Below are 25244 nucleotides of genomic sequence, written 5' to 3'. Positions count from 1 at the left end.
GCGCCAAGGCAACCCGCCTTGCCCTGGATCGGGAGAATCGCTACGATCCCGCCACTCATCTCTGTCATGCGGGAGCGGTTGAACGATTCCAGCCTCCTGCTTCACCCGTCGAACGCTTCGATATCGAGCCGCCTGGGTAAGGCATGGACCCCGCGCGACCCTCGTCGCGCGTGGAATCGGTTCTGCCGGGGCCATCACGGTCCCGGAGCATTGGGAGAGCCAAGGATGGTCAGGCCTCGACAACCGCGCCGTTGGGTATTTCTGCTGGCGGCGCTCGCCTCGCTCAGCATATTCCCGGGTTGCGTCGAACGGCGGTACACGATCCGGACGAACCCTCCCGGGGCTCTGGCGATCGTCAACGGCGAGGAAATCGGCCCCACCCCCGTCTCCCACAGCTATACCTACTACGGCGAGCGTGAAGTCACGCTGATGCTGGACGGGTACAAGACCCAGACCGTCATCCAGCCGATGAAGGCCCCCTGGTGGGACAACCTGCTGACGGAGTTCTTCTCCGAGAACCTCGTGCCGTACACGTTGCGCGACGAGCGTGAGTTCGTCTATCAGATGGAGCCCGCCACGGTCCCGCAGCAAGAAGAGCTCGTCAACCGCGGCCAGGAGTTGCGGACCCAGGCGCAGGCCTTGCCGGCGCCGAGGCGAGGCGGGATCCTCGGCTGGCTCGGGTTCTGATCCGGGTGTTCGTGCGAACCGAGGCCTCAACCTGTTCGGGTGCACCATGAGCCCACGTTCGTGGCGAAAAGCCTTCGATCGTCGCGAGCCCTCGCCCAGGAAAGGGCTCCGCGTCGATCCCCAGCGCAACCTGCTCGGGCACTGGGAAGAGTGCGAAACTCGCCGGTTGCTCGCGGCCGACGCCGCGGGCGACCTGAGCATCGCCGACGTCTCGATCGTCGAGCCCGCCTCGGGCACGACCGACGCCACATTCACGGTGGAACTCGCCTCGCCGAGCAGCCAGGCCGTGACCGTCGACTACAGCACGGCCGACGCCGGGGCCACGGCCGGCAAGGACTATCAGGACACGAGCGGGACCCTCACCTTCTCTCCCGGAGAGACCTCGAAGGCGGTGAACGTCCCGGTGATCGGCGGCCGGACCCCCGACTCGGGCGATACGTTCACCGTATCCCTCAGTAATCCGAGCGGGGCAACTCTCGACTCCGATGCGAGCCAGGCGACGGGCCGGATCCTGCCGGAGCCGGCCCAGTCGGTAACATCCCCGCCCGCTCCGAATCAGCCCGCATCACCTCCGACGGTCCCGAGCCAACCGGTCTCAACTCCAACGCCTCCGAGCCAACCGCTGCCGAGCCTCTCGGTCGACGACGTCAAGACCGTCGAAGGCTCGAGCGGCACGACGCCCGCCGACTTCACCCTGAGGCTCGACTCGGCGAGCGACCAGCCGATCACCGTCGATTACGGAACCTCCGACGGTACGGCCAGGGCCGGCGTCGATTACCGGTCCACCAGCGGCTCGGTAACCTTCCAGCCCGGCGAGACGACGAAGCTTGTCTCCGTGCCGGTCATGGGCGGAACTACATATAAGCCGACCGAGACCTTTTCCATCGACCTGGCGAACCCGACCAACTCCGTCATCGGCCGCGGGCACGCGACAGGCACGATCGTCGATTCCGACACGCCTGGCACGATCCAGCTCGGATCGGCCAACACCACCATTAATCCCGACGCCGGCTCGGCCACGATCACCGTGACTCGCTCGGATGGGACAGCGAGCGACGTCGGCGTCAGCTACTCGACCTCGGGCGGGACGGCCATCGCAGGGGTCGACTACACGCCGGTCTCGGGGACACTCGACTTCGCGGCGAATCAAGCCTCGGCGACCTTCAGCGTCCCGATCAATTCCAATTTGCTCCTCGGAGGCGACAAGACGGTCGGCATCACCCTCAGCCGACCGACCGGCGGAGGCACGCTCGGGGCACAAAGCTCGGCGACACTCACGCTTTCGAACCCGAACTCGCTGATCGTCTCCAACACGAACGACAGCGGCGCGGGCTCTCTGCGACAAGCGCTGCTGACCGCTCAGGCGAATGGCCCCGGCCAGAAGATCAGCTTCAACATCCCCGGGTCGGGACTCGCGACCATCGCCCCGAGGTCGCCTCTGCCGGTGGTGACCGTGCCTGTCACGATCGACGCCACGACCGAGCCCGGTTATCAAGGGACGCCGCTCGTCGAGCTCAACGGCTCGAAAGCCGGGAGTGACGCCAACGGGCTGGCAATCACGGGGGGCGACACGACGATCAAGGGGCTGGCGATCAACGGCTTCGGTGCCTCGGGGATCTTGCTCCAGGGATCGGGAGGTAACACGATCCTGGGCAACGAGATCGGCGTCGATCCCACCGGGAGTGCCGCGAAGGGGAATGGGCTGAACGGGATCAGCATCAACGGATCGTCGCGCAATCAGATCGGGGGTTCTGAACTTTCGTCGCGCAACGTCATCTCCGCGAACGGATCCTCGGGTATCCAGATTATCGGACAGGGCTCATCGGGAAATTCAATCCAGGGGAACCGAATTGGCACGGACGCCTCCGGCCAGAAAACCTTGGGGAACGCGCAGGACGGCATCTTCGTCGATGGCGCGATCCAGAGCATCATCGGTGGCGACTCGGCCGACGAGGGGAATCTCATCTCGGGCAACAAGCTGACGGGCGTGCGGATCTCGGGATCCACGGCGTCGGACAACCGGCTCGAGGGGAATTGGATCGGCACCGACGTGACCGGCTCGCGTGCTCTCGGCAATACCTTCGACGGGGTCTTCGTCGACGGGGCCCCAAGAAATTCGATCGGCGGGCTCTCGACCGACGCGGGGAACCTCATCTCTGGCAATGGTGGCGTCGGCGTCCAGATTTACAACGCGAGTGCGACCGAGAACAAGCTCCAGGGGAACCTGATCGGCACCGATGCGACTGGGATGAAGGCCGTCGCCAACGGTCGCGACGGTGTCTACATCAACGCCGCCTCGAACAACATCGTCGGCGGGACGGAGGCGGGGGCTCGGAACCTCATTTCCGGCAATCATTACGTCGGGCTTCAGTTCTCGACCGACGCGGTGTCTGGAAACGTCGTGCAGGGGAACTGGATCGGCACCGATGCCAATGGCAGGCCCCGACTCGGCAACGACTACGGCCTGGACCTTGCGGGCCTCAAAGGCAACACGATCGGCGGTGCGGGAGCAGCGGCCAACGTCGTCGCCGGGAACCCTCGAGGAAACGTCCTGGGCGGGTCTACGGGCACGAATTCGACCGCGACGAATTCGAGCGTAAATGCGGCCCTCAGCGTTCAGGATGTCCGGCTCGACACCACCGATTCGCGAGTCACCTCGATCACACTGAGCTTCAACGATTCGCTCAACACATCGAGGGCCCAGGACATCAGCAACTACCGGCTTCGACTCGCCGGACCTTCGGGCGCGTTCAATGCTCGAGGCTCGGTGCCCGTCCCCTTGAAGTCGGCGACGTATGACGCAACTTCGAAAACGGTCACGCTCGAGCTCGTGACCCCCGTGGATGAAGGCGTCCCCTTCCAACTCCAGGTGATCGGGTCGCCCGGCCGAGGTTTGACCGACGCGTCGGGCTCGTATCTCAACGCCCGGCGTAACGGTGCTGGCCGCGATTTTCTGACCGTCCTCAATCCATCGAATCTGCCCAACTCGGGTCCGAATGCATCATGAACAATGAGCCAATCCAGGATCTTCGAGGCGGGCTGAAACCTCTCCGACTGTTCAGATCTGGGGGGAGGCATCATCGCGCATTTCTCGTGGTCTGGCTTGGCTTACTGAGCAGCACGCCAACGCTCGTCGCCGAGGAACCGACCGCGCCCGCCTCGCTCGAGGTGGTCCCGGTTGCGGTTCACGAGCATGGCGCTTCCGACGAGACTGCCACCTGTCCGGATTGCGATCCCGAAGTCATCCGGGCCAGCACGAACGTCGTTTCGCCGGCTCCCTCGCGAGTCGACGCTTCAAGACCTGCCCAGAAAGACCGGGTACCTCGAGTGGTGATCCGACCCAGAGGGCCGAGGATTTCGCTCGTGCTACCGAAGTCGAAGCAGGCCCTCGACCAGGACGTGCGCCGGGTTCAGGTCCCTGACATGCCGGCCGTACCTCGACCTTCATGGCCACGACCGACGCCTCCCGCGGAGACCGTCGAGCCCAACGAAGAGGTGGTCCCTAGGGCCCGACCTTTGCCCACGCCGACGACTTCGGCGACGCCTCGAATCGTGCCTCGCCTGCAATCGCCGAAGACGCCTCGCGTCACGCCGTTGCCGTCGGCGGTGCCGCAACCTTCGATCACGCCGAAGGCGGTCGCCCAGCCGCCCCACACAGAACCGCCGACGCCATTGCAGGCCATCCCGGTCCTTTCGCCAGAGCCTTTGCCATCGAGCCAGGCGGGCTCATCCGTCCACGATCCCGAGGCTGTGTGCGTAAACCCTCCACCAGTTGCGGTCGACACGAACACACCTGTCTACGAGGATCCGCCGGTCATGCTGGGCGATCAGGCGCCGGCGAGCATGCTCCAGACGTTCGCGTCGTCCCCGTCGCCGATCATGCAACAGGCCGTGCCCGGGCAGCCGCCGACGCCGACCGCCCCCGGCCTCTCGCAAGGGAGGACGGTGCTCATCCCATGGGCGCGTGGGTTCAAGATCGCCGACAACCAGAGCCCGATCCCGCAGGATCGCGTCTTCTACAGCTTCAACGTGTTCCAGGACCTCAACTACGCGGTGAACCGCAGCCTGAACTCGCCGATCACGGACATGAACGCCTATCGGCAGATGCTCGGGATCGAGAAGACGTTCCTGCAAGGGGATGCCTCGCTCGGCCTGCGACTCCCGATCAACACGCTCTGGACGAACAGCACCGACGGGGCCTTCAAGGACAACAGCACGGCCGTCGGCAACCTGAGCCTCTTCGGCAAGTACGTCCTCTATCGCAACCCGATGACTGGCAACCTGCTATCGGGAGGCCTCGCCATCACGCTACCGAGTGGGCCGACGTCCTTCGCCGGCTCGTCCACGACGGTCGGCATCCGCGATGTCCAGTTCCAGCCATTCCTCGGCTATCTCTTCCGCAAGGGCGACTGGTTCGTGCAGGGTTTCAGCGCCATCGACGTGCCGACCGACTCGCGAGACGTCACGCTCTGGTACAACGACGTGGCGCTCGGCTACTATCTCTACCGCTCGGCCAATCCCTCGGCCTTCTTGTCGGCGATCGTGCCGACGGTGGAGCTCCATCTCAGCGATCCGTTGAACCATCGCGGTGCCTTGCGACCTAACGACCCATTCGGCACCCCCGACGTGCTCGACCTGACGTTCGGGACGAGCATCGTTCTCCGCAAACGCATCGTCGCCTCGTTCGGGGGCTCGTTCCCCGTCACCGGCCCGAGGCCTTTCAGCATCGAAGCCATGGCACTCCTGAACATCTATTACGGTCGAACGATCCAGGCCCAGCCAACCCCGCTGCCGCCCATGCTGGCTCAATGAGTTCGGCCACGCCAAATGCGAAACGCCTCGGGAGGTGCGGCTTTGCACCTCCCGAGGCGTTTGTTCCGAAGTCGACCAGGACACTCAGGCGATCAGTTCTTTGACGACGTTACCTGCCACATCGGTGAGCCGCTCGTTGCGTCCTTGATGGAAGTAGGTGAGCCGCTCGTGGTCGAGGCCAAGTAGGTGGAGGATCGTGGCGTGGAGGTCGTGGAGGTGGACCCGATCCTTCACGGCCTCGAAGCCCAGCTCGTCGGTCTCGCCGTAGGCAATGCCCCCCTTGACCCCGCCGCCGGCCATCCACATGGAGAAACCATAGGGGTTGTGATTCCGCCCCGGCTCGCCCGGCCCTTCGCTAAATGGCATACGGCCGAACTCACCGCCCCAGACGACCAGTGTGCTCTCGAGCAGACCCCGGCGCTCCAGGTCGGTCAGGAGCGCGGCGATCGGCTGATCGACCTCGGCGGCGTGCTTGCCGTGGTTGGTCTCGATGTTGGTGTGGGCGTCCCAGGTATCCTCGAGGTGGCCGCCGCCGGAGTAGAGCTGTACGAAGCGGACTCCGCGCTCGACCAGGCGTCGGGCGATGAGGCAGTTGCGGCCGAACTCGTCGGTCGGGGCCTTGCCGACCCCGTACTCATCGAGAGTCTTCGGCGTTTCCTGCGCCAGGTCGACGGCCTCGGGCGTGGCCGACTGCATCCGATAGGCCAGCTCATAGCTATTGATCCGGGCGGCGAGCTCCTGGCCGCCGGGACGCTCGTCGAGGTGTTGCTGATTCAATTGCGCGAGCATGTCGAGCTGCTCGCGCTGGGCGTGATTGTCCATGAGGTCGGGGCCGCGGAGGTCAAGGATCGGATCCCCGACCGGGCGGAAGAGTGTGCCCGAGAAGGCCGCCGACATGAAGCCGCTCGACCAGTTGGGCTGGCCGCTGATCGGTCCTCCGCGCTTGTCAAGCAGGACGACGTAGCCCGGCAGATCCTGGTTCGAGGTCCCCAGGCCGTAGACCGACCAGCTCCCGAGCGAGGGTCGGCCGATGAATGTCTTGCCCGTGTTCATCGCCACCAGGGCCGAGCCGTGGGCGTGGCTATCCGTATGGCATGAGCGGATCACGGCGAGCTTGTCGGCGTGATCCCGGACGCGGGGGAAATAGTCGGAGATCAACAGGCCGCTCTGACCGCCGGGGCGGAACTTGCGGAAAGCAGGCGTAAGGTAGCCGACTTTACGCCCACCCGAGTTGATAAACTTCTTGCCGGACGGAAGCGGCTTGCCTGCGTACTTCTCGAGGGTCGGCTTGAAGTCGAAGGTATCGACCTGGCTCGGCCCCCCATTCATCATCAGGAAGATGACGCTCTTGGCCTTGGTCGGGAAGTGGGGTGCGCGGGGCTCGAGTGGATTCGAGGTTTTAGAGGCCGTCGAGCCGTACGCGTGCCGGCCGAAGAAGCCGTCGCCCGAGAGGAGCGACGTCAGGGCGAGCCCGGCGAATCCGCCGCCCATTTCCCAGACGAATTCGCGCCGCGTGCGACCGCAAGGGAAGTAGCCGGGCTGCTTGGAGTGGCTGGTCATGGCGAGCAGGCTCCCTTTCAATCGACGTAGAGGAATTCATTGGAATTGAGCAGCACGTGGCAGAGCGAGGCCAGGGCCATCTCCCCGGAGTTGTTCGCCGGGGGCTGCTCAATGCCATACCGCGCCATCAGGTAACGCGTAACCGCCTGGTGCTCGGGAGCACTCAGGGCCCGATCGAAGACGATCAGCTCGGCAAGGTCGCCGTTCCAGTACTCGCCCTGGATGTTCCCCTGCTGACCGATGACATAAGGCGTCGTCAGCAGCCGAGTGGCGAGCGGAACTTGCTTCTGGGCGACCTCCGCCGCGTTGCGGTAGACGGCCACCGAGGACTCGCCGGCGACGGCCGACATCACGAAGAGCGACGCATCCGCATGCAAGTCGCCGTTGGCGGAGAAGTCGTCGCTGAGCCGGATCGTGTCGGAGTTCGTCGTCCCGAAGAAGATCGAGGAGGTCGAGTTCCCCGCCGAGCCGTTCCAGTTCGAGAAGAGCGTGCGATGCGGCCCGCTCCCCTGGTCGCTGGCCACGGCATACATGCTGAACTGCTGCGAGGTCAGCACCTGGCTTGTCAGGCCGAAGAACGTGTTCTGGCCGTTGAACCGGACGACGGGCTTGCCGAGTTTGTTGCCATGCGTCAGTCGAGGGCGCGAGTTCGGATTCGTCTGCAAGGCATGGTGGCCACGGCCCGAGGTGTCTTCCCACGACTCGACGGCCCCGGTGTCATCCAGGGTGACGCCCTGGTCGGCGCTGAGGTGCAACGTCAGCCCCTGGGTCATGGGTAGTCGATCGGCGAATTCCTGGACGGCCTTCGCGGCTCGTTGCTGGAAGTACGCCCTCTGCTTCTCGAGGTGGGCGAGTGCCACCGCAAGTTCCTTCGCCTTCGGCTCGCGCCCGAGGACGCGTCTCCAGGCCGCTCGGATCTGCCCAGGCTGGTCGCCGGATTCGACGACGATCGATTTCGCTAGCGCCATGCTCTGCTGATGCACAAAGCTGTTATTCAACAGGGCAAGGGCCTGGGGAGCCACCAGAGTCACGTCCCGCTGGCCGCAGGGGAGTGTGGTGTCCGGCATGTCGAAGGCCGTCATGAGGGGCGGGAGTAGCCCGCGCTTGCTGAAGACGTAGATGCCTCGCCGTCGCTGCTCGTCGAGGGGCGAGGGCTTCCAGGCATCGCTCTTGGTGGAGAGGCCTTCGAGGGCGTCGGCCGCGATCTCGGGATAGAAGCTGGGTCCTCCCATCCGGCCCGTATCCAGGCTCCCGCTGGCGAAGAGCAGGCTGTCGCGCATCGTCTCGGCCTCGAGACGTCGACGCTCGGCGTGCCACCAGAGTCGGTTGCCGGCATCGATGCGAGCGTATTGCTCCTGCTTCGGATGCAGCGACGCCTGCCGATAGGCGGACGAGAGGAGCATCATCTTGTGCAGCGGCTTCGACTTCCAACCCCCTTCGATCAGGGCATTGGCCAGCCAGTCGAGGAGTTCAGGGTGGGTCGCCTTATCTCCGGTGAAGCCGAAGTTGTCCGGCGAACGCACCAACCCCTGGCCGAAGTGATGCTGCCAGAGCCGGTTGACCCAGACCCTCGCAGTCAAGGGGTTGCGTGGATCCGTGATCCATTGAGCGAGTTGGAGCCGGCGTTGCGACGTCTTCGCGTCGACCGCGGGCGCCTTGAAGGGCTGGTCGAGCAGCGGGACCATCGAAAGGTGACCCGGCTCCACGACCTCGGACGGCCGATTCGGATCCCCCTTCTTGAGCAGGTGGAGAGGCGGCGGCTCGCGACCCTTGTCGGTCCAGCCGAAGACGTCGTAGCCGAGCGTCTTCCGATCCGGCCCGCCGAGCAGTTCCCGATCGCCCGGCTCGATGAACCCGGCCCAGAAGGTCGAGGCCATCCGGTAATAGTCGGTCTGGCGGATCGGGTCGAACTTGTGGTCGTGGCAGCGGGCGCACTTGACGGTCATGGCGAGGAAGGCCGTGCTCGTCGCGTGGACCATGTCCTCGAGCCGCTCATATTTATATTCTTGCGGGTCGTTGGGCTCGTCGTTCCAGGTGCCGAGCCGCAGGAAGCCCGTGGCGACGACCGTGCTCTCCGATTTGTTCGGCAGTTCGTCCCCCGCGACCTGCTCGTGGACGAACTGGTCGAAGGGCTTGTCCTCGTTGAAAGCCTGGATCACCCAGTCGCGATACTTCCACGCCTTGGGCTTCACCTGATCCCGCTCGTACCCGCTCGTCTCGGCGAACCGGGCGACATCGAGCCAGTACCGAGCCCACCGCTCGCCGTAGTGTGGCGAGGCAAGCAGGCGGTCGATGAGCCGTTCATAGGCGCCCGGAGACTTGTCGGCGGCGAAGGCCTCGACATCCTCGAACGTCGGCGGAAGCCCGGTCAGGTCGTAGGAGACGCGGCGGATCAAGGTGCGCCGGTCGGCCTCGGGGGCGAGTGCCCATCCCTTTTCTTCGAGGCCCGCCGCGATGAAAGCGTCGATGGGGTTGGCGACGCGCTCGGGCTGCTTCACGCTCGGGATCTGGGGATGGGCGATCGGCTGGAGTGACCACCAGTCGCGGCCTCCGCGGGCCAGGCTCGTGACCTCGAACGGGTCGAGGGTCCGCCCTTCGGGCCAGGCGGCTCCGGCGGCGACCCAGGAACGTAGCTTGTCGACCTCGGCGGCGGGCAGGGGACGCGGCTTGCCTTGCTTCTTGGGGGGCATCTCGCCGTCGACAACGCGCTGGATCAGAAAGCTCTCATCGACGTTCCCGGGGACGACCGAGGCCCCCGCGTCTCCCCCCTTCATCAGCCCGGCACGGGTGGTGAGGTCGAGTCCGCCCGCCTTCTCGGTGCGGTTGTGGCACTCGAGGCACTGGTTATTGAGGATCGGCGCGATCGTGCGTTCGAAGTCCGGGGCGGGCTCCGCCGCGTGAGACCCAATAAACGGCTGCGATGCCCACGCGACAAGGAAGAGCCCGGCCCAGAGGCGTCGAGGGCGTCGTGATTCGACTCGCGAGTCGGATTGGGGGTCGCTGAGTGACGGTTCGATGGCTGTACCTCCCCTCGAGGTCATTCCGTCGGCCCATCGCTGAGCCGGGGGGACTCGAGCTCGTCGGCAAAATGTCAGCGTCCTGCCTTCGAAACACGAGGTCGAACTCGCATCACAGAGCGGCGTAAAGGGTGTTTCGACCCCGGCTTGCAGAGATCTCGGAGGGCAGGAGACTCACTAGACGGCATTTGACCAATCTTGCCAAATGGGACACCCGCCGACCATCCCTCTCGGGCGGAAAATTGACAAATTGTCAAACAATTCCGCGCCAGCCACTTTGAGCGACATCAGGCATCCAACCGGCCTGGCCGCGAATTCATCCAATCGCTCACCGTCTTTAGAAGAAGGCTATGAGCGACGGCACCTCTGCAGGATGGGAAGTGCAACCCGAGGCCAGATTGACATGCCGCCGCCCGAGCACACTTAGATCACACTCGAAGATAGTGATACCATTGATGTTTTCACATCTTTGGATTAATTACGAGTATAATCTCAATAATGCGACGGAAAGTCGAGTTCCGGCTTTTCCTCGGCGAGAAATGGCATTCCTGGACAGGGCAGGATAGGGAGAGGAAGTGCCGTGTTGGTATGTCTTCGGCGTGCTTTGCGCATGATCCAAGCGCAATCATTCTCGGGTTGACCGAGGGGTGGGTTCTGACCATACTGCGGCGATCGCATCGAAGCGGTTGGCCGGTATCTCATGATGAAGCCGGCCAGCCTCTGCACCATGAAGTAAGCCTCGCCTTCGACCCTCTCATGTTATCGGCATGACGAGGGGCAGAACTCTACCGAAAGGTGAGGTTTTTCCGAAGGAACGACCGTCAAGGACGACGTCGACCGCGGCGCCTCGATGATCTGGGGTGCCGGGCGAGTCGAGAAGCAGGACACGGATCGTCATGTATCGACCCGCGCCCGCGACCGCACTGGTCGCCACACTCGCCATTCTCCTCTCGACAGCGTACGTGGCCGCGGCAGGCTCTGCCGACTCGCTGGCCAAGGCGCGCGAGCTCCTCGATCAGAAGGATGGGCGGGCTGCGGTCGAGGTCCTCGAAATGAGCCTGCCCGGGGACGAGGCCGACCGCCCCGAACTCCTGGGCCTCCTCCGACGCGCCTACTCCGAGGCGGCCCAGCAGGCCACCGCGGAAGGCAATGCCGACGAGGCCGAGCTCTATCGCGACAACCTGGAGATCCTCAACCGCAAGGCGACGGGAACCCCGGCGGCCTCGCAGCCAAGCCCCGAGTCGAAGCCGGCCAACGATGCAGGAGAAAGCCCCGAGGCGCCCTCGGTATCTCCTCCGGCCGCTCCCACGTCGCCGACTCCGGAAGACGCCATGCCGCCGGACCTGGGCCCTCCGCGCGAGGTGCCCAAGGCCGCCCCTCCGGTCGCGGCCCCGGGTGCGGCTCCCGCAGGCCCGGCCGAGCGAGAGGCTCCGACCGACTCTCTGATCCGGCCAATCTCCTTGCCGAGCGATGAAGCGCCGGCCCCCTCGCCGAAGCCGACACCCGCCCCCTCGCCCGTCGCCGAACCTCCTGCCGAGCCAACGATTACCGTGGCGACGGCCGACCTCGCGTTCGTGGAGAAACGCTACAACGAGGCCGGCCAGATGTACGCGGCGCTCGCGGCCGGGAAGCAGTTGCCGAAAGATCGTTGCGACCACTGGGCCTACTGCCGGTCGGTGGAGGTCGCTCGGCGGATCAACGCCAAGCCGAAATCGGCCAAGGAATGGGAAAGCATCCATGCCGAGATCCGCCAGATCCAGGCCTTGAGCCCCAAGAACTGGTTCGGCGACTATCTCGGCAGTAAGGCCGCCGAGAAGGCAGGGACGCGGCCTGCGGCACGGTCGAACAAGGTGGTCGTTCGCGGCTCCGCACCCGAAGAGTCGCCCACCCCGACGGCCGCCGAACCCCGGCCCCTGAAGTCGGCCGCGACGAACGCTACCAGGGCCGCGTCGAACACGGGCCAAGGGTTCTCGGGCAACTGGCAGGTCGTCCAGACGGCGAATTTCCGGGTCTTCCACGCCGATGCCGCGACCCTGGCCAACCGCGTCGCCCAGGCGGCCGAGGCCACGCGAGACTTGCAAACCAGGCGCTGGGGCGGCGCGGCGTCCAAGATGGCCTGGACGCCCCGTTGCGACGTCTACCTCTTCCCCAATGCGGCCGCGTTCAGCCGTATGACGGGACAGCCGGAAGACTCTCCGGGCTTCTCGACGATGGGGATGAACAGCGGCAAGATCGTGACCCGGAGGGTAAACCTCCGCGCCGACCACAACAATATGATCTCCGCGATCCTGCCGCATGAGGTGACGCATGTCATCCTCGCCGACCTCTTCCCCCACCAGCAGATTCCACGCTGGGCCGATGAGGGCATGGCCGTCCTCTCGGAACCCAACTCGGAGCAGGGGCTGAGGGCGTCGGATCTCGACAAGCCGCTCGCGGCGGGTCAACTCTTCAAGCTGAGCGACCTGATGGCAATGGACTATCCCGACGGGAAGTTCTGGAGCCTCTACTACGCCCAGAGCGTCTCGCTGACCCGGTTCCTCGTCGAACAGGGCTCGCCCGAGCAGTTCATCAAGTTCGTCCAGGGCTCGCAGCACAACGGCGTCGAGTCCGAATTGCGACGGATCTACCAGATCGAGGGCTGCGAGGATCTGGAGAAGCGTTGGCTCGACTACGCCAGGTCGAAGTCGTCCTCGGAGCTGACGTCGGGGACGGGAACCGTCGCGCTCCCGGTCGACGAGGCCGTCCGACGTTGATCGCCGTCGGCCTCGTCGTTCGAAGGGGAGAAAAACTCGGGCAGATCAGTTGCGAGTCAGGTAGGGTTTGCGGAATTCGGGACGCAGCAAGCTCGCGGCTTCCGTCGGCGTCGATGTCTCGGCGGGAGCATCCTTCTCCTTGGGGACGAGCTTGTCCTTACCCATGGTGAGTCGGGCCCCGAGGACGATCGCGGCGATCAGGACGAGGTAGAGCGAGAAGTACCAGAGTTTTCCGTTCCGCACGATCTTCACGAGCCAGATGATCGCGCCGTAGCCGACCAGACCCGCCACGAGCGTGCCGGCGATCGCCTGGCCGATTCGGTCCGGGGACAGGGTGGACCGATCCACGTCCTTGATCTCGAGCACTTCGGCCCCCAGGATCGCGGGGACGGCGATCATGAGGCTGAAGCCCACCGCCCAGGCACGGTTCAGGCCGAGGGCCAAGGCCATCGCGCAGGTCATGCCGCTACGACTCACGCCGGGCAGCGGGGCGAGCGTCTGGGCACAGCCGATCAGGAAGGCGTCGAGGAAGGTCGTTTGCAACGGCCCTTTGTCTCCCCCCTTGAGCCTCGACGTGATGAAGAGGACGGTCGCCGTGATAAGAAACCCAATCCCCGAATAGAGCGGGTCTTCCAGGGTACTTTCCAACTTGTCCTTGAAGAACTTCCAGGGGACCAGCGGGACGATCGTCAGGCCGACCAGGATTCCCAGGCGGATCAAGGCCTGTCGACGATAGGCCGGCGCGACTTCTTCCGAGCCGAGGAAGCCCTTGATGCCGGTCATCACGACGGATCGGTAGTAGACCAGGATCGCGACGAGCGTGCCGATGTGCAGCACGACGTTGAAGAAGAGGTTCTCCTTGCCGGAGCGAGAGTAACCCTTGAGGCCGGCGAAGATCTGCTGCGTGACCGTGAGGTGACCGTCGCTCGAGACCGGCAGAAACTCGGTAAGCCCTTGAACCAATCCCAGAACCAGCGCTTCAAGCCATTCCATAGTGGGCCCTTGTGGTCAGTGAATCGAGTCGGATCTGAGTGATGAAGGACGATCGCAAGGGTCCGCGATCGATGGGGATGGGGGCAGGAGATGACCTCGAGGTAACGATCATCGTCATCCCGGCCGTTCACGAAACCGCGGGCGCAACATCACGAAAGCCGGGATGTGTTCGTTCGCCAAGACGCGTCGAGAGCGTACCGGACGCACACTCTCGATTCAAGGACGGTCAGTCCTCGCGTCGGAGCATCGAAAACCCGCTGAGGACGTACCCGAGGCCGCTGTAGATGGTCAGGCCGACTGCGACCCAGGTGAGTACATCTCGAAGGATGAGGAACGAGGAAGGCGGCGGATAGGCGAGGAAAAGTAAGACGGCGGAGATCGACAGGCACTGGAAGAGAGTCTTGAGCTTGCCTGCCATCTTCGCGCCGAAGGCCTGACCCTGGCCCTCGAGATGGCTGCGGAGCCCCTGGATCAGGAGCTCTCGCACGATGATGGTGGTGACCATCCATGGCAAGACGCCGGTGCCCGGGATCGTCGCCAGGTAAATGAAGGCCCCCGAGACGATCACCTTGTCGATCAGCGGGTCGAGCTGCCGCCCGAGCGCCGTGGCCTGGTTGAGCAGCCGGGCGAAGTAGCCGTCGAGGGCGTCGGTCGCGGCGGCGATCACGAAGACCACGAAGGCAGAGAGGTAGAACCCGCGCGAGATCAGGGCGAAGACGACGAACGAGAGCAGGAGCCTGCCCATCGTCAACGAGTTCGGCACATTCCAGAACCGGGGCGCGGTTCCAACCGGGGTTTCCGACGGCGCGGTGCTCATCAGTTGAGGATCGTCAGCGAGGACGAAGCGGGTTTCTTCCGGGGCTTGGGCTTCGCCCGACGGCGTCGGGGTGGGGCACTCGGGGCCTTGGCGATCAGGTCGTACCCTTCGGACGCCAGGATGTTGCACGTCACCATGTCCCCGGGCTCGAGGCCCGAGCCGGCGACGTAGCAGACCCCATCAACGTCGGGAGCGTCCGCGAATGTCCGGCCCACCCAGAGATTCTTCCCTTCGGGGGCGGGTCCGTCGATCAAGACGTCGAGATCGCGGCCGACCAGGCCCTCGTTGAACGCGAAGGCGATCGGCTGCTGCGCGGCCATGATCCGATCGCGACGCTCGAGCTTCACGGCGTCGGGCACGTGGTTCGGAAGCTTCGCGGCGGGGGTATCCGGCTCGAATGAGTAAGGGAAGACGCCCAGGCGCTCGAAGCGGGTGGCCTCGACATACTGGAGCAACTCCTCGAACTCGGCGTCGGTCTCGCCCGGAAACCCGACGATGAACGTCGTCCGCAGCACGAGGCCCGGAATCCGCTCGCGGAGTCGGTTGACGATCGTCTCGGTCTCGGCTCGCGTGTGTCGCCTGTTCATCATCTTGAGCATGCGGTCGTTGATGTGTTGCAACGGCATGTCGAGATAGGGGACGATCCGCTTGGCCGAGCCCAGGACGTCGTAGAGCTCGTCGGTGAAGTAGTTCGGGTAGTTGTAGAGGACGCGGATCCAGTCGAGTTCCTCGATCTGGTCCAGCTCGCGGAGCAGTTCCGCCAAACGAGGCCGCCCGTAGAGGTCGACACCGTAATAGGTCATGTCCTGAGCGACGAGGTTCAGCTCGCGGACGCCGTCGCGGACGAGTTCGCGGGCCTCCTCGATCACCTTCTCGATGGGCTTGGTCACATGCTTCCCGCGCATGTACGGGATCGCGCAGAAGGTGCAGAGCCGGTCGCACCCTTCGGAGACCTTGAGGTAGGCGAGATGCCTGGCCGTGATCCGCAGGCGGGCACGGTCATCCTGGGCCTGGACCGGGGCAGGGCGGAAGACCGTCCGCTGCTCGTGCAGGTCCCCCATGATCCGGTCGGCGACCTTCACGATCTCCTCGCGACCGAAGACGCCGACGATCTGGTCGACCTCGGGGACTTCTTCGAGGAGCATCTCGCGCTGGCGTTCGGCAAGGCAACCGGCGACCACGACCCCCTTGAGCTCGCCCGCCTTCTTGCGATCGATCATCTCGCGGATCACGCCGAGCGACTCCTGCCGGGCGGCGTCGATGAACCCGCAGGTGTTGATGATCACCAGGTCCGCGCGCTTGGCGTCGGGGACGAGGACATATCCATCCTGGGCCAGGAGCCCGAGCATGCGCTCGGAGTCGACCAGGTTTTTCGGACAGCCCAGGCTGATGAAGGAAAATGTCGCTTTCGTGTCCGACTCGTTACCCATCGACCTTTTCGCCTTTGAAATTCGGATCGTCGCTAAACAGCGGGGCCAGGGGCTGAGGAAGCCCGAACCCGCGAAGAAGTGACGCCTTCAACTGAGCGTCCGCTGAGGATCCGACCCGAGACTCTCGCCGCGGAGAATCACGAATTTCGCAAGCGTGCGTGGGACGGAGGCCAGCCAGAGGAAGATTCGCCCGTACACAAAAGATTGTACCGACTCTCGCGCCTTTTTTCGCCCAGAAAGATTTTTCGCAGCGCTTTACGACCCGATCATGCCGACCTAACGGCCAATGCCAAAGCATGTTCGGACCAAAGACGGGTGTGAAATCCTCGGGTGAGGCGTTCGACTCAAAGCACGGAGAGCGGCCCGCGCGTTACCCCGTAGCGGTTGCTCGCCTTGAGGTCACGCCAGAGCGTCTTGGCGTCGCGTTCCCCGCGAATCGCCTGCTGATAGAGCGCGATCGTCCGCGAGGCCATCTCCGGCGTGTCATCGAGGAACTCAATGCGGAGGTGTCGCGCCCCGAGGTCGATGAGTCGAGAAAGCGACTCCGCCGCGGTTTGGGGCACGGCGTTGAAGAGGGTATTGCGGCAACCGACGTCCGCCTTCAGCGGGTGCTCCTTGCCGACGCGATCCCTGAGCTTCACATCGTGACGGTCACAAGGCCGCCCGCAGTTCGTGTTGTCGGTACCGGGCGACAGGAACGCGCAGAAGACGCAATGCTCCATGTGAAACATCGGGATCTGCTGGTGGATGACGACCTCGAGCCAGTCGCTCGGGACCGCCACGATCAGGTCGGCCAACTGCTCGACATTCAGGTCATACGACGCGGTAACCCGCCGGGCACCCTTCGACTTCAAGAGATCGACCGTCAGCTCGTTCGCCGCGTTCATCGAGAAGTCGACGACGAAGGGAATGGCCCGCTCGATGCAGTAGGCGAGCCCCCCGGCGTTGCGGATCAGGAACCCATCGGGTTTCTGCTTGTCGATGAACCTGTAGAGGTTTCCTTCGTACGGCTTCTCGATCCGGGGAGTCGCCAGGTAGATCGAGGCCGAACCACCGCGGACCGCCGCCACGGCGTCCTTGTATTCCTTAATGTCCTGATAATCGGCATAAATCGTGCGAACGCCCGCGGCGAGGGCCGCCTCGATCTGCTTGGTTGATCGACAGAGGACCGAGAGTTCTGGCGTTTCCGGCTTCAGCAGGCTCTCCCGCAACTCGACGATCCGGGACTGGAGCGAGGAAAGCACCGACTCGCCACTCAAAGATCGCGAAGGGGCAAGCCCTTGGCTCGCGTCGAGCTTCTCCACTAGGTCGCGGCGGAGCCCATTGAGGAGGCTCTTGGGGACCATCGGATTTCCCGAGATCTCCGAATGCAGCTCACCAAGTTCGAAGACGGACCCGCCCAGACGGCCCAACTGCTCGCGGAAGAGCGCCTCGTCCGCCCCGAGCCTCTGTGCGGTTTCGAGGGGCATATCCGAAACGACCTCGGCTGATTGGCCTGTCGCCGCATGAGCCTCGATGAAGAGCGGTTGGCCGGCCTCGGCCCGAACCCGAATGTCCAAGGCGACCTTGCGTCGCGATGCCCCCTCGAACGTCTTGCGAAGGCGTCGGGTCAGTTCGGGATCGTCCGTCTTCCAGACCCGCTGTCCGACCCGGACCTTGCGTGGATCCAGGTCGTGCTGCCCGAAACGCAGGAAGACCGGGCCGTCGGAGACTTCCTTGAGACTCGGCTCGTTCGTCTTGCTCCGCCCGTGAGTCGGCACGGCCTGGGAGACCTCGTAGACGCGGCCACCTTGCTCGGGGATGTTGCGAGCCTCATCGGCATCGAAGACCAGGCCGTCGCCGCACTTCACGGGGGCCGCGAGGTCGAGCCGAATCCGATCGCCCGAGACGGAGGTCACATGGCCGAGATAGATCCCTCGCTTCTTCCCGTAATCACCGCGCACAAGCACCTTATGGTTATTGCCGTCGAAGAATCCATGGCTGAACCCTCGAGAAAAGGACAGCTCCATCTCCTGCACGTCGCGGCGGGAGAAGTCGGCCGGGCGTTCTCCCCAGGCGGCGTCGATGGCCCGACGGTAGTGCGAGGTGATGTTGGCGACGTATTCGGGGGTTTTGAGCCGCCCCTCGATCTTGAGGCTCGCGACTCCTAATTTCATCAGTCTCGGAATCAGGTCGTAGGCGGCGAGGTCCTGGGGGCTGAGAAGGTACTGGGTGGCCCCCAGGTCCTGGAGTTCGCCGTCGCAGACGATCTGATAGGGCATCCGGCAGGCCTGGGCACATTCGCCGCGGTTGGCCGATCGGCCGCCGAGGGCCTCGCTGGTCAGGCATTGCCCGGAGTACGCGACGCAAAGCGCCCCGTGGACGAAGACCTCGAGGGGGAGTTCGGCCGTCTTCGTCAGCTTCTCGATCTCGTCAAGAGAGAGCTCTCGAGCCAGGATCACGCGTGAACAGCCGAGTTCCTTCGCCAGTCGAATCCCTTCGTGGCTGGTGATGGACATCTGGGTCGAGGCGTGGATCTCCAGGTCGGGGGTCAGGGCCCGAATAAGGCGGGCGAGGCCGAGGTCCTGGATGATCACGGCGTCGACGCCGGCCTCGACGATCTCGCGGATGGTGGACTCGAGGTCTGCGAGTTCCGAGGGGAAGACCAGGGTGTTCAACGTGACGTAACCGCGGACCCCATGACGATGGAGCCGGGCCATGATCTCGCCGAGCTCCTGACCATCAAAATTTGTGGCCCGTGCGCGGGCGTTGTGACGCTGTAGTCCAAAGTAGACGGCATCCGCACCATTCTCGATGGCGGCCAGCAGGCAGGTATGGTCCCCCGACGGGGCCAGGAGTTCCGGCTTCAATCGAGATCGAGGCGCGGAATTACTCGTCCGACTTTCAATCGTTGACACAATCCCACCAGCGATCTTTTCGATACGACGGGTCGTTTCCCTGGGCCGTGGATCTATTATCGTCCGACAAGCTCCAATCGACAAGGTGACGCGTAAGCTCCGGTCTCATCCCTCGGCAAAAGTCCCGATGTGAGCAGCCCAGGGCGCTTGGTCTTGTCGAAAGATTGTTTGACAGTTACATTGATCAAAGCCCCGCCCATGTTCGACGAACCCGCGCTTGGGTATTGTCGCACGATTGAAGTGATTTCAGCCCGCTCCGATTTCGGTCACGCCTTCGCGGAGAAATCCAAGCCAAATATGCGTCGAGGATGGTCCTCTCGACGTCACCCCCGAAGATCGACGCCAACGACCCCGGCGACGCGGTTCGCTGGCGTCCTTGCTCGCCCGAATACCTAGCCCACATAAGAAATGGCCCGCCTCGCGGCCTCCCACGCCGAGAGCGAGAGGAAGATATAAAGATGCTTCGGAAAACGCGCCGTTTGCGTTATCTCTGGGTCGGACTCGGCCTGGCTCTCACGGTCGTGGGCTGGAAGGCCTACCCGAGGTTGGAACAGTGGCACCGGCAGAACTCCCGTAGCTTCGTCGAATGGAAGAACGTGAGGCGGGCGACCGTCCGCCGGTCGGACCTCTGGGTGTCGGTGACGACCTCGGGCCTGGTGGAGAGCACGGATCGCACGATCATCGAGTGTCAACTCCAGATGCTCGACGCCGGCGTCTTCGGCAAGAGGATGAGCGCGGGGGGGGCTTCGACGATCCTGAGCATCGTCCCCGAAGGGACCGAGGTGAAAGAGGGAGATGTCATCTGCCGCCTCGACTCCTCCGATTATGAGGAGTTGCTCCGCCAGCAGGAGATGACCGTCCAGCGCTCCAAGTCCGACCACTACCAGTCGAAGCTGAACCTCGATGTCGCCAAGATGGCGGTCAACGAGTATCGCGACGGCGTCCTGCTCCAGTCGCTCAAGGACTATGACGGCCGGATCGCCCTGGCACGAGCCCAACTCGAACGGATCGGCGACCGCCTGAGGTGGACCCAGCGCATGCTCGAGAAGGGCTATGCATCGGTCGGCCAGCTCACCGCCGAGCGGGTCAATGAGCGACGAGCGGCCTTCTCCCTGGAGCAGTCGCAGGGCGAGTTCGACCTCTTCCGACGCTTCGGTGCACCCAGGGCCGTGCATCAGTTGGAGAGCAACGTCTACGGGGCGGAGCTCAACCTGAAGTATCAGAGCGCACGCCTCCAGCGCAACCTCGAACGGCTCGAGTCGATCCAGAAGCAAATCAAGAATTGCACGATCGTCGCACCTCACGACGGCTTCGTCATCTATGCGAGCGACCCGAGGCGCCAGGTCCGGATCGAGGAAGGCCTGGTCGTCCGCCAGAAACAACCGCTCATCTACCTGCCCGACCTCTCCCGGATGGAAGTCTCGGCCATGCTCCACGAGTCGGTCGTGGACAAGGTCCGCGACGGCCAGCGGGCGAAGATCCGCGTGGAAGGGATCTCGAATCGTCAGCTCGAAGGCCACGTCGTCACCATCGCGGCACTCCCGACTCGCGACCCGTTCAGCCAGATCCCCTATTACGTCGCCACCGTCAAGGTCGACACGCCGGTCGATGGCTTACGCCCGGGGATGTCGGCCGAGGTCGAGATCGACACGGCGCGTCGCAACGACGTCCTCACCGTGCCGCCGAGCGCGGTCAAGGTCGAGGATGGCGTGGAGTTCTGCTACGTCGCCGACGACGAGAACCTCGTGCGACGCCCGATCCAGGTCGGCCACCTCACCGAGGACGAGCTCGAGGTGACGGACGGGCTCAGCGAGGGCGAGGAAGTCGTCGCCGACCCCTCGACCCTGGAAGACGCGCCGGCGGTAGTCACGGCATCCGCCGAGACGACCGAGGAAGCCCCCGCCGGCCCCACCGAGGCTCAAGAAGACCTTGGCTCCGCCGGTCATTGATCGGGCGCCCAGGATTTCTGCACCCGTTGATCCTTGCCTCGGATGATTGTTAAAACCTTGCACGACATTTCGCCGGCCGTAGGATACTGAGGCCTCTCTCACCAACGTGTCCTGGTAAGGTGCCGAGACGCGGCACCGTACCCGGCTTCGGGAGGAAAGATGGGACGAGCGTTCGATCCTCGGCAGTCGAATCGGCGGGAATTCCTGAGGCAAGTCGGCCAGGGCGTGGCCGGCGCATCCTTGATGCTCGGCCCTGGAGCGCAGCCCTGGGCCTCGGCGGCCACCGATCGGCCGAAGGTGAAAGTCGCCGCGGTCGTGACCGAGTTCACGTATCGCAGCCATGCGCACGTGATCCTCGAGAACTTCATCAACCCGTACATCTTCAACGGCAAGTCGACCGAGTCGGGCTGCGAGATCGTCGCCCTCTACCTCGACCAGGTCCCGGCGAAGGACATCGGGAAAGAGATCGCCAAGGAAGTCGGGATCCCGATCTATCCCTCGATCGCCAAGGCCCTCTGCCGCGGCGGGGACAAACTGGCCGTCGATGCCGTGCTCTCGATCGGCGAGCACGGGAAGTATCCGGTCAACGCCAAGAAGCAGATGGAGTACCCTCGCAAGCGGTTCTTCGACGAGATCGTCGCGGTCTTCGAGGACAGCGGTCGAGTCGTGCCCGTTTTCAATGATAAGCACCTGTCTTATCGCTGGGACTGGGCTCGCGAGATGGTCGAGACCTCCCGCCGGCTCAACTTCCCGTTCATGGCGGGCAGTTCCGTCCCGCTCGCCCAGCGGCGACCGCCCCTCGATCTCCCCGAAGGTGCCGAGCTACGCCAGGCCGTGTCCATTCACGGCGGGGGCTTGGAGTCGTACGACTTCCACGGGATCGAGGTGCTCCAGTCGATGGTCGAGTCACGGCGAGGGGGCGAGACCGGCGTGAAGTCGGTTCAGTTCCTGCCCCAGTCCGTGGTCTGGGACGTCGCCAAGGAGATCGACGGGAACCTGGAACTCGCAAGCGCGGCCATGACCGCCGAGCTTGGAGCCGGCACAGCCCCCGTCCAGGAACTCCTCGCAAAGCAGTTCGCCAAGTCTCACACGCATGGCATCCTGATCGAGTACGTCGACGGCCTCAAGGGGATGATCCTCAAGGTCGGGGACGACGCCACGCGCTGGAACTTCGCCACCCGCATCGGCGCCGAGACAACCCCGAGGGCCGCGCACTTCTACGTCGGGCCCTGGCAAAACCGCAACCTGTTCAAGGCCCTCTCCCACGCGATCCAGACGATGTTCCATACGGGCAAAGCTCCCTATCCCGTGGAGCGGACCTTGATGACCAGCGGTATCCTGGACTCGGCTATGGATTCCTACATCGCCGAGGGCAAGGCCATCGAGACGCCGCAGCTCCGCTTCTCCTATTCGCCCATCAACTACCGGCCGATGCGCGAGATGGGATCGAGTTGGGAGATTATCACCAAGGACACGCCCGAACCCCTGGGCCTCGACCGCTACGCCCCCAAGCCGCAAAGCTGACCTTCCCGCCCGGCCTCACGTGCCCAGCAGGCGGGCGAGCTCGACGAGCCGACGGACCTTCAAGGCACTCGTCCTGTTCTCATCGCAAACATGAGAACCTATGTGGATCTCGCGGAGGCCGGCACCGATGAACGGCCTGATGTCGGCCTCCGCAATCCGACCGCCGGCCATCACCGCCAACCGCCCCGCAGCCTGCTCATTCAGGCGGCGCAGAATGTCCATCCCTTCCCGGGCGGAAGGGCTCTGCCCCGAGGTCAGGACCCGGTCGACCCCGATTTGGCAGAGAGACTCGAGAGCCGCCTTGGGGTCCTTGCATTCATCGAACGCCTTATGGAACGTGACCGACATCGGCCGCGCCAACTCGACGAGCTTGGCGGTACGGTCAACGTCGATCGCTCCACGAGAATCCAGCACGCCCAGCACGACCGCCGCCGCTCCAAGGGATTTGGCGATCGCAATGTCCCGCGCCATGACATCCATTTCGATGAGCGAGTAGACGAAATCGCCCGGGCGAGGGCGAATAAGGACCTGGACGGGGATGGCCAGGCGCTCGCAAGCGAGTTGGATCGCTCCTGCACTAGGGGTGACCCCTCCGACTTCCAGATATTCGCAAAGCTCGACCCGATCGGCACCCCCCTCGGCCGCGGCGACCGCTGATGGGACGCCGACGACGCAGATTTCAACGGCAACCGACATGATGATAAAACCTTATCAGGATGGATCGGATAGGCTCGGCGTTAGGAGATTCCTGGCGGTAGGCTTTCCTGTAACCTCCCGTATCGGCTGAGATGAGCCCAAACCGTGCCGGTCGCGGCCCGGAACTGGAAGGATTCGACCAGGGGAGCATGGATTCCGCCGGCGAGTCCATCGGCCAGGAGGGCCGCCCCTTGCGCGGCATGCTTGACCCAGGCTCCGGGGACTGATGGCAATGGGATCACCCGGGCGAGTGGCTGTAGCGCATCCTCCGCGAGTGGTCCGAGAGCCGGATGCGTGGCCGAGGCGCCGGAGAGATAAATGCGGTCGAAGTGGGTGACGGATTGGAGCCCAGCGACATGCTTCCGCAACGACTCGCGGAAGGCCTCGGTGCCCGACGCATCGAGGTCGCGAAAGCCTCCTCGAAAGAGGTCGTCCTTGGTGAGCGGCGAGAACCAGTAGGCCGTCTCCCCATCCCAACTGCCGCCGGATCCATGTCCGATCGGGCCGCGACTCCCCGCCGCCGCATCTACAAGTCGGCCTCGTTCCACGACGAGCACCGCCGAAAAGACCGAGCCCAACTCCACGACGGCGAACGTCGACTCTTCGAATGCGATCGAACGCATTAGACAATCGAAATGAGTTGCGAGTGCCGCGACGGCGACCTTGTCGGCCGTCCCCATATCGATCGTGTTCACCTTGCGATGCCGGGGGATCGTCGGGAGGTGGACGCCGCCAGGCAGGAAGATAACCGGCCGCCCCGAACTCGCGAGGGCTCGCACCCAGGAACGGAAGCCGATGACACCGCTCCCCGTCCCGCGCTGGTCGGGGCGGACGAGGCTCATCTGGTCGAGGTGGGATTCGTCGAGATCACGGCCATGGATGAGCGGCAAGCCATAGCCCGAAGGCCCAGCGATCAGGTCAACGGAGCCGAATCGATCGAGGACTTTGGAGAGGGCCTGTGGGTCGGCGCAGAGGGCATCGGGCGAGAGTCTGGCCTGGTCGACGACCAGGCCGTCTTCGAGCAGCAGCAGGTCGAGGCTGCTCGTGCCGGGGTCCGTTCCGACGACCCGGACCATGCCTCAGCCCAGGCCCTGGCCAATTTCGAGGATTTCCTCGGCGTCGAGGATCTTGTCTTTCGACGTGAACAATTCGGCAATCGCTTTCCGGTGGATTTTCATCTTCGTCCCGCCGACGCCGAGGGCCCCCCAGCAGCGGACGCCGGAGCGGTCGGTCCCCTTGTCCGTCACCGAGATCCCCGCGATCCCCAGCGGCGGGACGGCGTTCAGGTCGATGGCAACCTTCAGGTCGGGCAAGTTCGCCAGGACGTCCGCCGGCAGCAGTTCGACGCCGGTCGTGCCCGCGGTAACGACGATGGAAGCTCCACGTAGCGACGCCTGCAACTCTTCATGAGAAGATTGCGCAAAGGCATCAACCTCGACGCCGGATGTCCCCTTCAGGGATTCGGCGGTCGCCTTGGCTTTCTCCAGGATCCGCGAGCCGAGCGCGACGGATGCACCTAGCCGGGCCAGGAGGCGTGCGACTCGCTGGCCGACCGGCCCCGTCCCGCCGAGGACGGCCGCTCGCCGGCCCTTGACCGAGCCGCCCGAGCCTTCGAGGGCCGCAAGGACGGCCGCGGCGGCGGTCGTGTTGCACCCGTTGGCGTCGAAGAGGACGGAGACGCGGAAGTCGGCGAAGAAGGTCTTCTTGACCGCCTTGAGGAGGGCCTCGCCGGCAGAGACGTCGGAGCCGCCGATGAAGATCGCCGTGCGTTGAAGGTCGCCCCCACCTCGAGTGAAGAGGGCCCCGTAGACGAGGTTCCTGGCCGCGTCGGGCGTGACCCCGCCGTGACGGAACAAATGGTCGACGCCGGCATCGACGGCCACCACGCCGTCGAAGACGCTCGGGTGCGGGTCCGTGTCGAGTTGCAGGAGGATGGAGGGCTTCATCGCAGGTCGAGCCACGAGGTGAATCAATTAGATCTGCCAGTTGCACGCACCAAGATAAGTGCCTGGCGTGATGAGAGGCCGAGCCTGAGGCGAAATTTTCGTCTTAGCCCGCTTGTGCCGGTGGACGACGATCGCCCATGCGGAGGCAAGGGGAAAGTTCGGC

General features: G+C 64.4%; 16 protein-coding genes. 6 read left to right on the top strand and 10 right to left on the bottom strand.

Annotation, left to right across the window (positions count from 1 at the left end; genetic code table 11):
- Positions 1–225: 225 nt before the first annotated feature.
- On the top strand, positions 226–687 hold the full coding sequence (locus ACOYYX_RS16040) for a PEGA domain-containing protein (RefSeq protein WP_422930919.1): 462 nt from the start codon (positions 226–228) through the stop codon (positions 685–687).
- Between the two features lie 46 nt (positions 688–733).
- Positions 734–3694 (top strand): Calx-beta domain-containing protein, encoded by a 2961-nt coding sequence (locus ACOYYX_RS16035; RefSeq protein WP_422930918.1) that lies wholly within the window; start codon positions 734–736, stop codon positions 3692–3694.
- A gap of 403 nt (positions 3695–4097) precedes the next feature.
- On the opposite strand, the gene ACOYYX_RS16030 is transcribed toward ACOYYX_RS16035, so the two are convergent.
- A complete protein-coding gene (locus ACOYYX_RS16030; protein ID WP_422930917.1) occupies positions 4098–4370 on the bottom strand; it encodes a hypothetical protein in 273 nt (90 codons plus the stop codon).
- 133 nt (positions 4371–4503) lie between these two features.
- Between ACOYYX_RS16030 and ACOYYX_RS16025 the strand changes: the two genes are divergently transcribed.
- The gene (locus tag ACOYYX_RS16025) at positions 4504–5499 is read left to right on the top strand and encodes a hypothetical protein (RefSeq protein WP_422930916.1); all 996 of its coding nucleotides are present in this window, start codon (positions 4504–4506) and stop codon (positions 5497–5499) included.
- 84 nt (positions 5500–5583) lie between these two features.
- Here ACOYYX_RS16025 and ACOYYX_RS16020 read toward each other — a convergent pair whose 3' ends face one another.
- On the bottom strand, positions 5584–7059 hold the full coding sequence (locus tag ACOYYX_RS16020) for a DUF1501 domain-containing protein (RefSeq protein WP_422930915.1): 1476 nt from the start codon (positions 7057–7059) through the stop codon (positions 5584–5586).
- Between the two features lie 17 nt (positions 7060–7076).
- Positions 7077–10100: a DUF1549 domain-containing protein gene (locus ACOYYX_RS16015; protein ID WP_422930914.1), complete on the bottom strand. Its 3024-nt coding sequence runs from the start codon at positions 10098–10100 to the stop codon at positions 7077–7079.
- Between the two features lie 872 nt (positions 10101–10972).
- On the opposite strand from ACOYYX_RS16015, the gene ACOYYX_RS16010 reads away from it, so the two are divergent.
- A complete protein-coding gene (locus tag ACOYYX_RS16010) occupies positions 10973–12829 on the top strand; it encodes a hypothetical protein (RefSeq protein WP_422930913.1) in 1857 nt (618 codons plus the stop codon).
- Between the two features lie 45 nt (positions 12830–12874).
- Here the strand turns inward: ACOYYX_RS16010 and ACOYYX_RS16005 are convergent, their stop codons facing one another.
- The 4 genes from ACOYYX_RS16005 to ACOYYX_RS15990 all read right to left on the bottom strand — a co-directional run bounded on the left by ACOYYX_RS16005 (position 12875) and on the right by ACOYYX_RS15990 (position 18918).
- Positions 12875–13822: an undecaprenyl-diphosphate phosphatase gene (locus tag ACOYYX_RS16005; RefSeq protein WP_422930912.1), complete on the bottom strand. Its 948-nt coding sequence runs from the start codon at positions 13820–13822 to the stop codon at positions 12875–12877.
- A gap of 226 nt (positions 13823–14048) precedes the next feature.
- Positions 14049–14639, bottom strand: a complete 591-nt coding sequence (gene pgsA, locus ACOYYX_RS16000; protein ID WP_422930911.1) for a CDP-diacylglycerol--glycerol-3-phosphate 3-phosphatidyltransferase — start codon at positions 14637–14639, stop codon at positions 14049–14051.
- Entirely contained in the window at positions 14639–16069 is a 1431-nt protein-coding gene (rimO, locus tag ACOYYX_RS15995) for a 30S ribosomal protein S12 methylthiotransferase RimO (RefSeq protein ID WP_422930910.1), read from the bottom strand. Before rimO ends, pgsA begins: the two co-directional genes overlap by 1 nt.
- Before the next feature lie 344 nt (positions 16070–16413).
- Complete coding sequence (locus ACOYYX_RS15990) at positions 16414–18918, bottom strand: DUF3656 domain-containing U32 family peptidase (RefSeq protein ID WP_422930909.1); 2505 nt, start codon at positions 18916–18918, stop codon at positions 16414–16416.
- Between the two features lie 506 nt (positions 18919–19424).
- On the opposite strand from ACOYYX_RS15990, the gene ACOYYX_RS15985 reads away from it, so the two are divergent.
- Both ACOYYX_RS15985 and ACOYYX_RS15980 read left to right on the top strand, forming a co-directional pair.
- Entirely contained in the window at positions 19425–20915 is a 1491-nt protein-coding gene (locus tag ACOYYX_RS15985) for an efflux RND transporter periplasmic adaptor subunit (protein ID WP_422930908.1), read from the top strand.
- Positions 20916–21074: 159 nt separating this feature from the next.
- On the top strand, positions 21075–22439 hold the full coding sequence (locus ACOYYX_RS15980) for a hypothetical protein (RefSeq protein ID WP_422930907.1): 1365 nt from the start codon (positions 21075–21077) through the stop codon (positions 22437–22439).
- Between the two features lie 15 nt (positions 22440–22454).
- Here ACOYYX_RS15980 and ACOYYX_RS15975 read toward each other — a convergent pair whose 3' ends face one another.
- Genes ACOYYX_RS15975 through ACOYYX_RS15965 form a run of 3 tightly spaced genes read right to left on the bottom strand, consistent with a single transcriptional unit; the run spans position 22455 to position 25081 of the window.
- Positions 22455–23135, bottom strand: coding sequence for a copper homeostasis protein CutC (locus tag ACOYYX_RS15975; RefSeq protein WP_422930906.1), 681 nt, complete (start codon positions 23133–23135; stop codon positions 22455–22457).
- Positions 23136–23176: 41 nt separating this feature from the next.
- Positions 23177–24211: a DUF1464 family protein gene (locus tag ACOYYX_RS15970; RefSeq protein ID WP_422930905.1), complete on the bottom strand. Its 1035-nt coding sequence runs from the start codon at positions 24209–24211 to the stop codon at positions 23177–23179.
- A 3-nt stretch (positions 24212–24214) separates the two neighbouring features.
- Positions 24215–25081 (bottom strand): NADP-dependent methylenetetrahydromethanopterin/methylenetetrahydrofolate dehydrogenase, encoded by an 867-nt coding sequence (locus tag ACOYYX_RS15965; RefSeq protein WP_422930904.1) that lies wholly within the window; start codon positions 25079–25081, stop codon positions 24215–24217.
- Positions 25082–25244 lie beyond the last annotated feature (163 nt).

The sequence above is a fragment of the Singulisphaera chitinilytica genome, assembly GCF_049331405.1.
Classification (GTDB): Bacteria; Planctomycetota; Planctomycetia; order Isosphaerales; family Isosphaeraceae; genus PoT.
Note: the sequence above shows the minus strand (reverse complement) of the source record. Positions and strands in the feature narration are given on the sequence as shown.

Excerpts from the sequence above, each read along its gene's own strand:
- ACOYYX_RS16010 (WP_422930913.1), top strand. The coding sequence starts at position 10,973 with ATGTATCGACCCGCGCCCGCGACCGCACTGGTCGCCACACTCGCCATT.
- ACOYYX_RS15970 (WP_422930905.1), bottom strand. The coding sequence starts at position 24,211 with ATGGTCCGGGTCGTCGGAACGGACCCCGGCACGAGCAGCCTCGACCTG.
- ACOYYX_RS16015 (WP_422930914.1), bottom strand. The coding sequence starts at position 10,100 with ATGACCTCGAGGGGAGGTACAGCCATCGAACCGTCACTCAGCGACCCC.
- ACOYYX_RS15965 (WP_422930904.1), bottom strand. The coding sequence starts at position 25,081 with ATGAAGCCCTCCATCCTCCTGCAACTCGACACGGACCCGCACCCGAGC.
- ACOYYX_RS15980 (WP_422930907.1), top strand. The coding sequence starts at position 21,075 with ATGGGACGAGCGTTCGATCCTCGGCAGTCGAATCGGCGGGAATTCCTG.
- ACOYYX_RS16040 (WP_422930919.1), top strand. The coding sequence starts at position 226 with ATGGTCAGGCCTCGACAACCGCGCCGTTGGGTATTTCTGCTGGCGGCG.
- ACOYYX_RS15985 (WP_422930908.1), top strand. The coding sequence starts at position 19,425 with ATGCTTCGGAAAACGCGCCGTTTGCGTTATCTCTGGGTCGGACTCGGC.
- ACOYYX_RS15975 (WP_422930906.1), bottom strand. The coding sequence starts at position 23,135 with ATGTCGGTTGCCGTTGAAATCTGCGTCGTCGGCGTCCCATCAGCGGTC.
- ACOYYX_RS16005 (WP_422930912.1), bottom strand. The coding sequence starts at position 13,822 with ATGGAATGGCTTGAAGCGCTGGTTCTGGGATTGGTTCAAGGGCTTACC.
- rimO (WP_422930910.1), bottom strand. The coding sequence starts at position 16,069 with ATGGGTAACGAGTCGGACACGAAAGCGACATTTTCCTTCATCAGCCTG.
- pgsA (WP_422930911.1), bottom strand. The coding sequence starts at position 14,639 with ATGAGCACCGCGCCGTCGGAAACCCCGGTTGGAACCGCGCCCCGGTTC.
- ACOYYX_RS16025 (WP_422930916.1), top strand. The coding sequence starts at position 4,504 with ATGCTGGGCGATCAGGCGCCGGCGAGCATGCTCCAGACGTTCGCGTCG.
- ACOYYX_RS16035 (WP_422930918.1), top strand. The coding sequence starts at position 734 with ATGAGCCCACGTTCGTGGCGAAAAGCCTTCGATCGTCGCGAGCCCTCG.
- ACOYYX_RS16020 (WP_422930915.1), bottom strand. The coding sequence starts at position 7,059 with ATGACCAGCCACTCCAAGCAGCCCGGCTACTTCCCTTGCGGTCGCACG.
- ACOYYX_RS16030 (WP_422930917.1), bottom strand. The coding sequence starts at position 4,370 with ATGGCCTGCAATGGCGTCGGCGGTTCTGTGTGGGGCGGCTGGGCGACC.